We start from the raw sequence: 14,559 nt of genomic DNA, 5'->3' as shown, positions 1-14,559 counted from the left end.
TTTGGAATTGCCGCCGCTACCCAAGTGAGGCTGCGCGGATCGATTGGGAGGAGGACATTCATGCTCGCAACACCCCGTGACGACTTCGGGCACCCCGTTGTCACGCTGCGCGATATCGAGGCATTCGAGCAAACGCCGCTGTGGGAGCGTAACCTGCCGGCAAGTACCTACGAGATGCTTGCGCGCGGCGCCGCAATCGCGCCGGATCAACCTGCCCTCTCGTTTTTTCTGCGCGTCGACGATTTTCGTGATCCCTTCGTCTGGACGCACGCAGAGCTCCTCGCTGACATCACGAGAACAGCCAACGCCCTCCGGCGGCTGGGAATCGGTCGCAACGACGTCGTCGCCTTCGTGCTGCCCAATCTGCCCGAAACGCATTTCGTGATCTGGGGCGGCGAGGCGGCGGGCATCGCCTTTGCGATCAATCCACTTCTTGAAGCGGAACAGATCTCCGAGCTTCTCGTCACCGGGAAGGCAAAATGGCTCGTCACCCTGGCCCCATCTCCGGGAATCGACATCTGGCAGAAGGCGATCGGGGCCGCGGCGAATGTGCCGAACCTGCGAGGGGTTCTGACCGTCAGTCTTGCCCCGTATAACACCGCCACCGACGTACCGCAGGGCTTCGACGGGCTCAGCATTCCTGTTCTCAGTCTCCGCCAGGAGATGGCCGCAGAACCGGGAGACCGGTTGACCTTCGAGACCCCCAAGGCTGAAGACATTTCCTCGTATTTGTGCACAGGCGGCACCACCGGGTTGCCCAAGATCGCCGCGCGCACCCACTTCTCGGAAGTGTTCGACGCTTGGTCAAGCCGAGCCTTCATTGGCGACGCCTTCGCACCAGGCAAGACGATCTTTTGCGGCCTGCCGCTCTTCCACGTCAATGGGCAACTGGTGACGGGCCTAATCCCCTGGGCGCAAGGCGCACATGTCGTCATGGGCACGCCCCAGGGCTATCGCGCAGAGGGAATTATTCCGTCCTTCTGGGAGATCGTCGAACATTATAGCGTCGTGGCCTTCTCGGGCGTTCCGACTGTCTACTCCGCACTGCTGCAGGTGCCGGTCGGCGGCCGCGACATTTCGGGCGTTCGCTATGGTTTCTGCGGCGCCGCACCAATGCCCGTGGAACTGTTCCGCAATTTCGAAAACGCGACGGGAATACGCATTCTGGAGGCCTACGGCCTGACGGAAGGCGCCTGTGTTTCCAGTATCAATCCTCCCCAAGGCGAGCGACGTATCGGCTCGATCGGCCTGCGCCTCCCCTACCAGCAAATGGCAGTGGTCAGACTTGACGATTCCGGCGGCTTCACCGGATTCGCCGGGGCGGAAGAGGTCGGCGTGCTCGCGATCCACGGGCCGAACGTCTTCGCCGGCTATATCAATGCAGAACACAACAACGGTCTCTGGCTCGAGATCGACGGCGAGCGCTGGATGAACACCGGCGATCTCGCCCGCCAGGATGCGGGCGGCTATTTCTGGCTGACAGGCCGCAAGAAGGAACTCATCATCCGGGCCGGCCACAACATCGATCCCAAACTGATCGAAAATGCTGTGCAGGATCACCCGGCAGTGCAACTCGCCGCGGCGGTTGGACGGCCCGATGAGCGCGCCGGAGAACTGCCAGTCCTTTACGTTCAGTTGAAGCCGGGGACGACGGCATCGGAGGCGGACCTGCTTGCTCATGCCATCGGCCGTATCCCAGAGCGCGCCGCACATCCCAAATCGGTCCGGATTCTCGCCGCGCTGCCCATCACATCCGTCGGCAAAATCTTCAAACCAGCATTGTCGATGCTGGAGATCGAGGACGTCGTACGCCAGGAGGCGGCATCGGGCGGCGTGAATCTCGTATCGCTCTCGGTTGATCAAGATCCCCGGCTTGGGGTGCTGGCAAGAATTGCAACTGAGGGCGATCCGAGCCCTCTCCGCGAAAAACTGGGTCGCTACGCCTTCAAGGCGCAGTTCCTTTGAAGATCAGCGAGAAGAAGGGGACGTCAATGATGGCGATCAATCTTGGCCGTTACGAGAATGGGGCGCCAGCAGTCTCTTGGGCAAACTACCAGTCAGGAAACCAGTCATGAATGCTGCAACTCGGATCCCCGTGACCAACCTTCAGCACCACGTCTTCTACGTGACCGACCTGGAGCGCTCGAAGGCTTTCTATATCAAGCTTTTCGATTTGCAGTTCTCCGCTCTCAACCACCCGGACAGCAGCGCAGCAATGCGTTTGTCGCAGCAGGAAATGCACTTCTTCTCGTTCGGTTTCCACCATCACGACATCTGTCTGGTGAAGCACCACAAGCTGAAGATGGACAACAATTCCATGCTGCACTTCGCGTTAGCGGTGAAGGACGCAGAGGCATTCGACGACGTCAGGCGCCGCGCAGAAGGGATGGGCCTGTCGATCCGCGAAGGACGCATGCTTGCCTCCGCGCGCCCAGTATCACGTGCTTTTTGCGTCCGGGACCCAGACCAGCACTGGATCGAGATCATTGAGGAGCCCGGCAAATGAGCGACGCCGCTTTCATCCCCCCGAACGTCTTGCCCCCATTCAAACTGCGCTTCGCCGGCCTCCTGAAGCGGAAATGGTTTCGCGAATTGGTGCTGTTGTGGCCGACGCTGACCAAGCGGCGGTTCTCCAACAAGACGGAGGACTACGGCGTCTTCAGGCCTTCGCTCGTTTCTCACATCGGGCAGCTATCGATCTATGTGCGCGACATCGCGCGAAGCCGGGCCTGGTACGAGAACGTTGCCGGCATGATCCACAGCCGCACCTGCGAGCCCGAACCGCATCCCTTCAAGGAAGGGTGGCGCATCCGCTGCTGCTACATGAGCGCAACCGACCACGAGGATTGCCTCGTGCTCGTCGAGGAATACGACCCCTCCGGCAGGATCACTGTGCCTTCGGGCATGAGCTTCTTCCATTTCGCACTCGAGGTGAAAGGAAACCAACTGGAGGACGTCCTGGCCTTTGCCAAGCAACAGCAGGCCGCCGGTTTCCAGTTGAACTACGGTCCAGTCCGCCACAACAGCGAACCGCCTTTGGGCGATGGCGAAACCGGTGGCAACGTCGCCTGCTATCTCTACGACCCCGACTGGCACAATGTCGAGTTCTGCGGCGCGATGGACACGATCGAGAACTATCGCGCGCGATACGGCGACCTCAAGGGCAAGGACCGCGCTTGACCAGCGCTCCGACCTTCAAAGAGCGCTCTGAGCCGACATTCGGGCCGCTTTCGATGCGGCCCTTCCAAAGAAAGGAAATGAAATGGTAGTGAAAGTGGCCCGATTTACGATCGGCGGCGAACCGTTATGGGGGATTTTGGACGGAGACGAGATTGCGCCGCTCGGGGGCACCTTCGTCTCAACCGCCGACATCCTGCGCCTTACTCCTGCAGAACTCAAAGCGAGGGCAGGCGCTGAGCGGTTCGCGATCAGCTCAGCAAACATTCTGAGCCCCGTCACAGCGCCGGCGCAGATCGTCTGCCAGGGTCTGAACTACGCGGATCACGCCGATCAATCGGGGCATGCGCCACGTCAGAAGAACCTGTTCTTCATGAAGGCCGCCTCATCGCTATCGGGAGCATTCGACCCGGTGATCCGACCCGCCGGGTGTCAGATGCTCGACTATGAAGTGGAACTCGGGCTTGTCCTGAAGCGACCTTTGAATGCGGGCGATCGCGTCACCCGAGAGACCCTCGGCGATTTCATCGGCGGCCTAGTGTTGTGCAACGACGTTTCCGCCCGCGACATCATGTTCGGCGAAGCCTTCTTGCAGTGGTTCCGTGGCAAGAGCGCCCGTACGTTCTGCCCCTGCGGACCCTGGCTGGTCATTCCGGAACCGGAAGAGGTAGCGGATCTGCTCGACAGGATTGAGATCCGCCTCTGGCTGAACGACGAACTTCGACAGTCGGCCCACACCCGCGACCTCCTCTTTCGCCCGGAAACCTGCCTCAACGACATTGCGTCCCTGATGGACCTGTGGGCGGGTGATCTCGTCCTGACCGGGACGCCGGGGGGCGTGATCCTGCAAGCGAATGCCGCTCTGGCCCAGATCGTGACGACTAAGCTCTTCAAGGATTCCGAGCGGAAGGATGCGATTGTCCAGGAAGCAACCGCGCACACACGCTACCTCGCGCCTGGCGACATTATGCGCGCCGAAATGCGTACCGACGACAGCGCCGTCGATTTTGGCAGGCAGTTGCTCGAAATCGTTGACGCGTGATGTCGGCGGGACCAGGACGCGCACGCCATCCCTGCCCGCATCAGCCTGATCTCCGGAGATTGAAGGAGTCGAGGTTCGCCTCCTGATCTAGCCCATTAGCCGGCGCCTTGGAGGCAATGCGCGGGGTCCGCAGCAGGTGAGAACTGTCCATTTCCTTGGGCTTTACAGAAAGCGAGTTGTCTCGGAGGAGGGAGACCCGCATGAAAACTATTAGGTTGGTGACCGGACTTTTCAGCTATCTTTTCGTGACACCTGCGGTCGCAGGAGGATTCGATGTTCTGGGGCAGCCGAATGACGTCCTTTTCGAGCCAGGACGCTACATCGAGTTCGGGCTAGGTTTTGCCAGTCCGAGCGTGGAGGGACAGATCACTGCCGTCGGTCCCCCGTTTGCTTCGGGCGACACGGCGCCCACGCTTCCATTTTACACAGGCGCCTTCAAGGCTGATATCAACGAGCAATTCTCGGGAGCGGTCATTGTAGATAATCCCTACGGGCGCACGCTCGAGTACAATAGCGGACCGCTGTCCGGGCTGACGGGAGAAGTCGAGTCATTCGCCGTCACAGGCTTGCTGCGCTACAAGCTGACGGATCGTTTCAGCATTTTCGGCGGCCCAAGGCTTCAGCGTCTCGGCGGCAATACCGATATCTCAGTCTTTGCAGGCGGCGTGCCAGCCGGCTTCGCCAACGTCGAATTTGAGGACACATGGGCGGCGGGCTACGTGGTCGGGGGTGCCTTTGAAATCCCGGAGGCCCATGTTCGGGTCGCAGTCACCTATAATTCGGCAATCGACTACGATCTCGACACTTCCGGTGCTTACGTCGGGACGACAAGCGTCGAGACCCCCCAATCGGTCAACATCGATCTTCAGGCCCCGATCAGTCCTTCGACGCTGCTATTCGCGACGGTTCGCTGGGCCGAATGGAGCGAAACCACAATCAGTCCGCCGGGTTATCCTCTAGGCTCGCTGACCCACTTCAACGATACGACAACCTACAGGCTCGGCGCAGTGCAGGTGTTCAACGAGAATTGGGCGGGATTCACGGCTCTGACCTACGAGCCAGAAACCGACATATCGGCTGACGCGCCAATCGACGCAACAGACGGTCTATGGGGGGCAACGCTCGGTGCGATCTACACGAAAGACAAAGTGAAAGTGACGACCGCTGTCTCGTATTACCAGTTCGGTGACGCGTCGGGTTCATTCGGAGACTTCACGGACAATGATGTAGTCAGCGCCGCCGTCAAGGTGGGGTATTCGTTTTGATCGGACTTCCGGAAGCGCCTCGACTGCCAAACTTTGCAGTTGCTCGGGAGTGATTTCCGGCAGGTTGCCATGCCGCATAGCGCCCGGACGACCATGTCCGGCGCCCAGACAGCACCAGACATGAATGGAGAAAACTATGCAGAAGCAATTCGCCCCGAAGGTGTGGCGTTGGAACCGCCCGAATGGTGCGCACCATGCAGAAGCGATCGGCATGGCGGAGACCGCTACCGGTCACGAGGCTATGAGCACCACAGACAAAAACGACCGCAACTGTGGTCACAGCAGTCACTCAGCACCATCCCGACGAATTTCCGCACTCCACCCACCTGTGCCGCTGACGGCGACACCTGGAAGGACCGGATTGGCGTCCGAGCCCGACCTTCGCCGCAGGTAACCTGGGCGACTGTCTTGCGCTTCCATATCGGCCGTAGAGAACGGCTTTGCCACCTACTGAAAGCAGACGTTGGCGGCGACGACGCTGGAGGTAGTGGTTGCGCCATGAACGGACGTTCTTGGTTCACAAGTTCATTTCGCGGATGCCGCAGTGAAACGTGCCGCTCCGTGTGACTGGATCGCCGCTGCATCGGTCCGGCATTCGGTAGCAAACGCCACCAGACTTGAGCCACACCCTCCAGCGTCTGGACGCCCTTACTCGCGATGAGCCAATCACGGGGAGCGTTTCGGCGATAGCTGGAGCGACCTTCGTGTTGGCGGCTTTGTTGCGGCGGCCGCGAGATTGGCTTCCACGCAGCACAATTCCGAAAGTCGTCGCGACATGCTGCCAGGAACGCTCCTCACCGGTAAGCGATCGGTTCTCCGAGGTCAATCCAACCCGTCAATTCAGGCCGGCACGGGCAAGTCCGTCGATCAGGCGCGCCCGATCCTCGGCGCGGACGAAAGAAGATGTTGCTCCGACCGCGTCCCGTGAGATGTCAGGGACTAGCGACTTGAGCCGTCCGAGCAAGTCCGTGGCAGCCTCCTGATTGTCCAGAAGTCCGGCACAGGCCGTGCCGATGACCAGCGGAACCGCGTGGCCGGACCGCAAGCGATGCGCCTCCCGTGCATAACTCAATCCAAGCTCGTAATTCGCGCCCTGGAAGTAAGCCATGGCGTAGTAGAACTGAAAGTCGCCGAGAAAAGCCTCGCGCGGGCTCAGTCTGAGGGCGTAGTCGATGCAAGGAATGGCGTCCGCCGCGCGGCCCCCGTTGGCATGCGCAAGTCCCAACTGGCCGTGTGCAAACGCGGAGTTGGGGTTGATCGCGACAGCCTGGCTGATCGCTGCCATCGCCAGGACATTGTCACGCGTCGCAAAGGCTATCATCGCCTGCGCAAGGTAAGCCCACGGTTCCTTATCGTCCGCGGCAATGGCTTGTTGCACGATATCCCTGGCAAGGGCCAGGGCGTATCCCATGTCCTCCCACCCCTGGAACGCGCGCCACACCGTAATCCAACCTTTCATGGCGAGCGCCTGGGCATAATCGGGAGCCAGTCCGATTGCCCGATCGAGCAGGGGGAGCATCTTCCGGCTGCTCTCCTCAGACAACTGGGAACACAGGAACACCGCCCGCACGACACATTCCCAGGCATCAAGGCCATGATGCGGCTTGGGGCTTTCGCGGGCATGCTCTGCCGCCAGGAGTTCCGGCCCGATGCGGCCGACGACGCTTGCGGTGATTTCGTCCTGAATGACGAAGATGTCGCCGAGGTCGCCGTCGTACCTCTCGGCCCAGAGATGGGCTTCGGAGGCCGCATCGATGAGCTGCGCGGTCACCCTCACGCGGTTGCCGGACTTACGGACACTCCCCTCGAGAACATAGCGGATCCCGAGTTCGCGCCCGATGGCGCGCACATCCACGGCCTTTCCCTTGTAGGTGAACATCGTGTTGCGGGCGATCACGAAGAAGCCCTTGAGCTTGGATAGCGCGGTGGTGATGTCCTCGGTGAGCCCATCGCTGAAGAAGTCCTGCTCCGGGTCGGCGCTCATGGCGTTGAACGGCAGCACGGCAATGGATGGTCGGTCCGGAAGTGAGGGCCTGGGGGGCGATGCCGGTCGTGCGGTCGACTCTTCCAGAAGGGGCCGGTACAGTCGCACAGGCCGCTCCATGTTCTTGAGCGCGCGTTCGCCGAGGTACTCGTAGTTGCAGTCAAGCTTGCCCTGGAGGTGATCGTACGCCGTGCCGGAAATGCAAACGCCGCCTGGATCCGCCAAGGTCTGGAGGCGGGCCGCGATGTTGACGCCATCGCCGTAGAGATCCCCATCAACCTCGTGGATCACATCACCGAGATTGACGCCGATCCGGAAGATAATGCGTCGCTCCGTTGGGATATCGGCCTGGTTCTCGGCAACGCCCTTCTGAATGGCGACCGCGCACGCGACGGCATCGACGACCGAGCCGAACTGCACGAGCACACCGTCGCCCATCAGCTTGACAATACGGCCCTGATGCTCGGCCAGCAACGGATCGATCACGTCCCGGCGCAGAACCTTCAGGGCCCACAACGTCCCAGCCTCGTCATGTTCGAGGAGGCGGGAATAGCCGACGACGTCAGCGGCCAAGATCGCGGCCAGCCGCCGCTCCGCTCTTGCAGTTGCCATTGCTGTCTCTCCCTCAGGAGATCCGCCGGATGAAGCCCAAGCGATTGACGCGACATGCACCATCCGGCTGCCTGACACCGCGACCGTGCTGGTTCAAGATACCACTGAGACGGTCATGTGGCGACGCTTCACGAGAGTGCCGCCTTCAACAGGAACAGGATCCGCGACGCGGTTACTGCAAAGGTGTGTTGCGGTCCAATGGAAGGACGGCGTCATTCGAAGGAAGGTCCGTATTCGGGACTTCGAACCCACTGGCGCGCTGAATTTGCCGAAGCGGTTTCTTCCGTCGTTGGCGGTGGGAACAATCGCTCCGTCAGCCACGTGTCCCAACCTCAGGATGGTCCGGAGTGGGTCAGGTCACGACGATGCCCACGCCGACCTGAATGTCCGCAACTAAAGATTTGCGGCCGGGAGCTGCCCGTCCACTCCCGGCCCGAAGCGGACGAGGAGACAAGTCATTTACGCTAGCCGGAGTGCAACCATGTCGCCGCTGCTGAGTGTTGTCAAATTCGCTTCGATTTTGTTGATCGGCCAATCCCACCAGGCGATATCAAGAAGTTCACTGATGATCTCATCTGAATAACGCATTCGGATGATCGCTGCCGGATTTCCTCCGACAACCGCGTAAGGAGGTACATCACAGGAAACGACGGAAGCTGCGGCGACGATTGCGCCAGAACCGATTTGGACACCCGGCATGATCGCCGCATCCTGGCCAATCCACACGTCATGCCCCACGACCGTATCCTTTACAGGCAGGTCCTTGTAGCCGAAAGTTTCGGGTTTGAAGATGCGAAACGGGTAGGTAGTGAAGCCAGTCATCGGATGATTGGCCGAACTGGTGACGAAGTAACTGCCCCTAGCAATCTGAACAAACTTGCCGATGATCAGCCGTTCGCGAACGCCATGACCGAGATACGGTGCCAGAACTCTGGCAGTGTCTTCGGGCTTTCCGGAATGCGTGTAATAGCTGAAGTCGCCAACCTCCATGCGCGGATGATCGATGACGTTCTTCAGGTAGACCGTATCCCCATAGACAGTCCCGTCGGGCAAGGTAATTGGGTGAACCGCATTGACGTCGAGAAGAGGCATGGAAAACCTTTTCAACATGCAGCCGGCCCTGCTGAAACAGAGTCCCATTTTTAGGCATAGCTGCCCGATTTCGCAGTAATTACGCTATTTTCTCTGAGCCGTGAAATCCATAGCGAAGCGATTATGGGTCTCATGAGTAATTTTCATGCCGACGTTCTCGATCGAGTCCTGTTCGCGATGTCCACTTCTGGCGCCGCTATCGGCACGCACACATTGGACTTCCGCTCTCCTGAAGGTTTTTCGATGCGGGCCGCAGCGCGACGTTTGCCGCTGGCGTTGGGCGGCCCGCGTTGACAAACCTTGGAAGGAGGAAGCCGCGGAGGCTGGGTGGGACCTATGGGGAAAGCGCGGGGCCGCGGGCGTCTGTTGTGGACTTCGGCGCTGCCGACAGACGCAAAGGCGCCGACCCGAGGGTGTGGGAGGCGATGATCGGAAGCAGATCTGGCGGTCTCGTTGGTGCCGATTTCGACGCTTTTGCGATGCTCAGTGTTATTGGGCGCAAAGCGATCCGATCCCGGAATGCAGAGTGTTTTCGGGTCGGCTTTGGCCAATGTGACGGGCACCTTGTCATGCGGCCTGCTTTCTCGGTGGCGCCCGGGCTCTGGGTTTCTGACCGCGTCGGAAGATCTCGATGATGCGCATCGGGCCACCGCACTCGGGGCATGGCTGTCTCAGAGTGAGCGGGATCGTCTCAGCGCTTGGCGGATCATTGTGTTTGGCCGTTTCCGCTCCGAGCAGAGCGCGGATCTTTGCGACCTTGGTCTTGCGGCCCGCACTGGCGAGCAGGCCGTAATGGCGGATGCGGTGGAAACCGTCGGGCAGCACATGGAGCAGGAAGCGGCGGATGAACTCGTCGGTGGCCAGCCGCATCACCTTCTGACGGTCGCCGGTCTTGATCCGGTAGTCCTTCCAGCGGAAGGTGACGGTCTCGGCATCGGCGCTGATCAGACGGCTGTTGGAGATCGCCACCCGGTGGGTATAGCGGCTGAGATAGGCGAGCACCGCTTCGGGACCGCCGAACGGCGGCTTGGCATAGACGACCCATTCTGATTTGCGCACAGCCAGGCGGCGAACGCGTCAGCCTCTGCGAGAGCTGTCAGATCAGCGTAGAACCTCAGATCGCCGGCGCAATGCAGTGCCCGCAGCCCTGCGATAAACAACCGCCGGAACAGTCGCGACAGAACCCGCACCGGCAGGAAGAACCCGGGGCGGCATGAGATCCACCGCGTGCCATCCGGCGACAGCCCGCCGCCGGGCACGATGATGTGCACATGCGGGTGATGGATCAGCGCCGATCCCCAGGTGTGTAGCACGCTGGTCATGCCGATGTGCGCGCCAAGCTGCCGGGGATCGGCGGCGATAGTGCTCAGCGTCTCGGCCGATACCCGAAACAGCAGGTCGTAGACAGCTTTCTTGTTCCAGTAAGCGATCTGCGCGATCTCGGCCGGCAGGGTGAAGACCACGTGGAAATACTCGACCGACAGCAGGTCTTCGGCGCGGGCGGCCATCCAGTCGCGCGCCGCGGGGCCCTGGCACTTCGGACAGTGCCGGTTCTTGCAGGAATTATAGGCGATGTGGTTATGCCCGCACTTGGTGCAAGCCGCCACATGCCCGCCGAGCGCCTCGGTTCGGCAGGCTTCGATCGCCGCCATGACCTTGAGCTGGGTCAGGCTGACATGCCCGGCATTGGCTCGCCGCCACGCAGGCCCATAGGCTCGGAAGATGTCAGCGATCTCCAGCTTTTGCCGGGGCACCCCGGCGCGCGCTTCATTCCAGCCGACGCCTCAGGGTGAGATCCTCCAACTGCTTCAGGCGCTCGAACGGGCTGATGGTGTCGCGGATCAACTTGGTGGCGACGTGGGTTGTCTAATCGCATCCCGGTCGTCAAGGTGCTTTAGGCATTCGGCGACCTCGCCGGGTTGCGGGTAGGCAACGCAGATTAAATTGATCGGTGGATCGGCGCTCAGCGGCATGTCCTTCGGAGCTATCCGGTGCTGGGGAGCAGGGTTGTCTTCGCGGTCGACAAATGTCGCCGCACAATGGGCTTCGCAGGCAGGACCTTCCCATGTGTAGCGCGCAGTCTCAACGAGCTGCAGCCACTCGTAGCGGAATGATCCAACCGACGTCCGCAGCAGGGACGCTCAGTGCCTCAAATCAGGTTTGACGCGCTGAGGGCAGAAGCTGGCGGTTGCTTATGCGATGGCGCCAGCCGATGCGTTGAAGACTTCTCCTGTCCTGAGCATGCTGTGCATGATGACCGCAAGCTTCCGGGCGACTGCCACCGCAGCGCGCTTGAAGCCCAACCGCTCACGCAGCTGAAGCCCCCAGCTCTTGAGGCTGCTCTCGGTCCTGGCACTGGCGCTCGTGAGAAGCACTGTCGCCGCTTCATACAACAGCCCCCGCAGATGGTTGTCACCTCTACGCGAGATATGGCCGTTATAGTCGACCTCACCTGACTGGTAGCGCCGCGTTGTTAGCCCGAGCCAGGCACCAACCGAGCGCGACGTTTTGAAGTTGTCTGGATCTTCAATCGCTGCGATGTAGGACACCGCCGTAACGGCGCCAATTCCTGGGATCGTCGTCAGAAGCTTCGAAGCCTGGCTCTGCCGTGCCACTGCGAGCAACTGGCGATCAAGATCGGCCGCGCGCTTGCGAATGTCGCGCCACGCCTCAAGCAGGGGCAATATGATCCGTGCAAGGTCATCATTCCCAGCCAAAAGCTCTCTCACATTGCCATCAAACACCCGACCCGTTCCTTTAGGGATGATAAGGCCGAACGTCTTCATCAGGCCGCGGATCTGGTTGCTAAGTTGGGTTGAGATGCTCAGGAGCTGATTGCGGGCGCCGACCAGCGTGCGCGTCAACATACTGTCAAATGACTTTACCCGGACCGCCTTGTAGAAGCCGGCTTCGGCCAGCTGGGCCAAGCCATCTGCATCATTGGCATCTGTCTTGTTGAGCGTCTCGTTCAATATCTTTTGCGCGTGCCGCGCTTCGATGCAGATAGCGGGGATCCCCTCCGCCGTCAGTGCGTGATAGAACCACGTCGACAGCGGCCCCGTCTCGAATATGACGCGTTTTGCGTTCGGGGCATGCTTGCGGATCACCTGCGCCAACACCTTTGGATCCGAAGCGCGCTTCCCCCGCCAGATCCGCTTCCCGTCCTCCCGGATCGAGATCGCAGTATCTTTCAATGAAACGTCGAGCCCTATATATTGGTCCATGGTTGCCTCCATTCGATGTTTGGGCCCGGTTCCAATCGTGAGCCCGTATTTCCATCCTATCGGGGGCAACCAACCCAGACAGCATCATCTTGCAAATAAGTTGCCGGGGGCAGTCGCACCGCGATTACCCCATGTGTAGCGGGCGGTGCTGCTCAGCTTGGCATGGCCGAGCAGAACCTGGATCACCCGCACGTCGGTGTTCGCCTCCAGCAGATGCGTGGCGAAGCTGTGGCGCAGGGTATGCAGCGTTGCGGGCTTGGCGATGCCCGCCATGTGCTTGGCCGCGGTGAAGGCCCGGTTGAGCTGGCGCGGCGAGATCGGATTGATCTTCGGCTTTGCAAGCCCGGCGATAGCATGGCCTTGCGATCCTTGCCGCCCTTGCCTTCTTCGACGTGGATCAGCATGCGCTCGCTGTCGATGTCAGTGACCTTGAGGTGGCACACCTCCGACGCCCGCAGCCCGGCGCCATAGCTGATGTGCCGGGAAACAACCATCCCCGCGGACGCGCCTCCCGCCAGTAATCGCGCAGCAGATCCAACTGAGCGCCGCCCGATACTTCAGCCCGGGCCCGGGAGCCGCGGCCAGCAGGTCGGCGACCTCCTCGACGCTCAAGACGACCGGCAGCTTCTGCGGTTTGCGTTGGAACTGCATGTACCGCTTCATCTCCTCGCGCCCGCAGGTGATCCCGAAAAAGAACCTGAGCGCGATGATCCGGACATTGAATGTCGAGGGCGTCACCCCGGCATTGGTCATGTGTAGCTGGTAGGCCCGCAACTCCTCCGGCGTCGCCGTGTCGGGTGAGCGCCCCAGAAAGGCCGCGAAATCCTTGATCGCCCGGATGTGGCCTTGCTGCGCCTTGTCGCCCATCCCGCGGATGCGCATGTCCTCGATCATCCGCTCACGCAGCGCGGTGGTCTTCTCCTCTGTCATCGGACCCTCCTGTCCATCAGATTGAGAAGTCTCAATCGTCAGGCCAGGAACCCGAGACACAAAGAACCGCCGTCGATCAGGAAACGCACCGCCAGCCACAAGCGCCATTGCCGCGCGAGCGGCTTAGTCCTGCCACCCATCTCTGCTGATGCTGACCAGCCGGCGAAGGCCTGCTTCGCCCTGGAAGCGGAAATTATTGCCGCTCTACGCACGTGTTGACTGAGGCCCAAAGCCAGGGCATAAAGGTGGCATCCACGGTCGCTCGCGACGGAAAAATGGAGTGAATTCAAAGGCAATTTCACTAAGCCTTTGAAATCACGTCAGAATCCAAGGTTCCCCAGGCAAGCACAATTTACGCCTGTAGCGCCTCATTCTGATCTGACGATCATCCGCAAAAATTCTGCTGGTTTTACAACTAAATGCTACCCTTTCCGCGCTGGCAGCCGCAGGTTCGCGCTGCGTCGAAGTCGCAATCTACGATCGCACGAAAACTGGCTGGGGACCCAACTTGTCGGACGCAAATTCTTCCGCATTCCGCCAGGAGCTGTCATCAGCAGGCCGGTCAGCGCATGGCTCGTTTCGACCCATATTGGCGGCAAGCCCAATGAGCGGCTCGTTTCACTCCATAACCTGCCGTAGTGATCAAAGGTACGGCGCCTGCTGCGATCGGTCCGCCCAGGATGCTCGCGATGACGAGCCCCAGCGTCGCACTGGCGATGCCGACCTCCATTGCATTGGCCAGGCCGAAGCGGGTGGAGATAGTCGGCGCCCAGGCAATGGTGGTGCCGTGCCCACCGACAAGCGAAGCCGAGCCGAGCAGGATCGAGAATCCGGCAGGCAGACCGAGCAACGCCGTACCGCCGCCGGCGACCACGCTCCGGATGACAAGAAAAACGAGCGTCAGCGTCAGGAGGACGAGAAAAGGCCGCCCGCCGGCAATCAGGTCGGAGAACCGCGCGTTCAGGCCCACGCCGGTGAAAAAGTACAACAGCAGGAGATCGCGCGCCGAGTGCAAAGCGTATTTCCGTGCCAAAGAATGCGAATGCCATCAATGTCACGAACGCGGAAATCGGACCTCCGGTCACCGCCTCCGGGATGTTCCAACGCGAAAGGGCCGTGACCGACCTGTTGAGCCGGTTGTCGACGAAAAACACCAGGATCGATAACGTAAACGTCAGGAATCCGGGAACCTGCAATGCCGACATACTCTCTCCCCGTGTGATCGTACGTCCG

The 14,559-nt window shown here is 60.7% G+C and carries 8 protein-coding genes and 3 pseudogenes; 5 read left to right on the top strand and 6 right to left on the bottom strand.

What is annotated here, in order from left to right:
* The first annotated feature begins 60 nt into the window (after positions 1 to 60).
* The 5 genes from QA637_RS22390 (at position 61) to QA637_RS22370 (ending at position 5,484) form a co-directional block, all read left to right on the top strand.
* Positions 61 to 1,965: an acyl-CoA synthetase gene (locus QA637_RS22390; protein WP_283066968.1), complete on the top strand. Its 1,905-nt coding sequence runs from the start codon at positions 61 to 63 to the stop codon at positions 1,963 to 1,965.
* 106 nt (positions 1,966 to 2,071) lie between these two features.
* Positions 2,072 to 2,506 carry a VOC family protein gene (locus QA637_RS22385; protein WP_283066967.1) on the top strand — a complete coding sequence of 145 codons (435 nt, stop codon included), beginning with the start codon at positions 2,072 to 2,074 and terminating at the stop codon, positions 2,504 to 2,506.
* Positions 2,503 to 3,180: a VOC family protein gene (locus QA637_RS22380; RefSeq protein WP_283066965.1), complete on the top strand. Its 678-nt coding sequence runs from the start codon at positions 2,503 to 2,505 to the stop codon at positions 3,178 to 3,180. Before QA637_RS22385 ends, QA637_RS22380 begins: the two co-directional genes overlap by 4 nt.
* 82 nt (positions 3,181 to 3,262) lie before the next feature.
* Positions 3,263 to 4,219 carry a fumarylacetoacetate hydrolase family protein gene (locus QA637_RS22375; protein WP_283066963.1) on the top strand — a complete coding sequence of 319 codons (957 nt, stop codon included), beginning with the start codon at positions 3,263 to 3,265 and terminating at the stop codon, positions 4,217 to 4,219.
* A 218-nt stretch (positions 4,220 to 4,437) separates the two neighbouring features.
* Positions 4,438 to 5,484 (top strand): OmpP1/FadL family transporter, encoded by a 1,047-nt coding sequence (locus QA637_RS22370; protein WP_283066962.1) that lies wholly within the window; start codon positions 4,438 to 4,440, stop codon positions 5,482 to 5,484.
* 835 nt (positions 5,485 to 6,319) lie between these two features.
* Here the strand turns inward: QA637_RS22370 and QA637_RS22365 are convergent.
* The 6 genes and pseudogenes from QA637_RS22365 to QA637_RS22340 all read right to left on the bottom strand — a co-directional run.
* Positions 6,320 to 8,080, bottom strand: a complete 1,761-nt coding sequence (locus tag QA637_RS22365; protein ID WP_283066961.1) for an adenylate/guanylate cyclase domain-containing protein — start codon at positions 8,078 to 8,080, stop codon at positions 6,320 to 6,322.
* A gap of 459 nt (positions 8,081 to 8,539) precedes the next feature.
* Complete coding sequence (locus QA637_RS22360; protein ID WP_283066960.1) at positions 8,540 to 9,172, bottom strand: CatB-related O-acetyltransferase; 633 nt, start codon at positions 9,170 to 9,172, stop codon at positions 8,540 to 8,542.
* A gap of 567 nt (positions 9,173 to 9,739) precedes the next feature.
* Positions 9,740 to 10,926 (bottom strand): annotated as a pseudogene (locus QA637_RS22355) (IS91 family transposase).
* A 438-nt stretch (positions 10,927 to 11,364) separates the two neighbouring features.
* On the bottom strand, positions 11,365 to 12,396 hold the full coding sequence (locus tag QA637_RS22350) for an IS110 family RNA-guided transposase (protein ID WP_283066786.1): 1,032 nt from the start codon (positions 12,394 to 12,396) through the stop codon (positions 11,365 to 11,367).
* Between the two features lie 84 nt (positions 12,397 to 12,480).
* Positions 12,481 to 13,326, bottom strand: a pseudogene (locus QA637_RS22345) (tyrosine-type recombinase/integrase).
* A gap of 661 nt (positions 13,327 to 13,987) precedes the next feature.
* A pseudogene (locus tag QA637_RS22340) lies at positions 13,988 to 14,531 on the bottom strand (sodium/glutamate symporter); the annotation flags it as partial.
* Between the last annotated feature and the right edge of the window lie 28 nt (positions 14,532 to 14,559).

This window comes from Sinorhizobium terangae (assembly GCF_029714365.1).
In the GTDB taxonomy this organism is placed as follows: Bacteria; Pseudomonadota; Alphaproteobacteria; order Rhizobiales; family Rhizobiaceae; genus Sinorhizobium; species Sinorhizobium terangae.
This window is presented reverse-complemented; position numbering and strand designations above follow the sequence as displayed.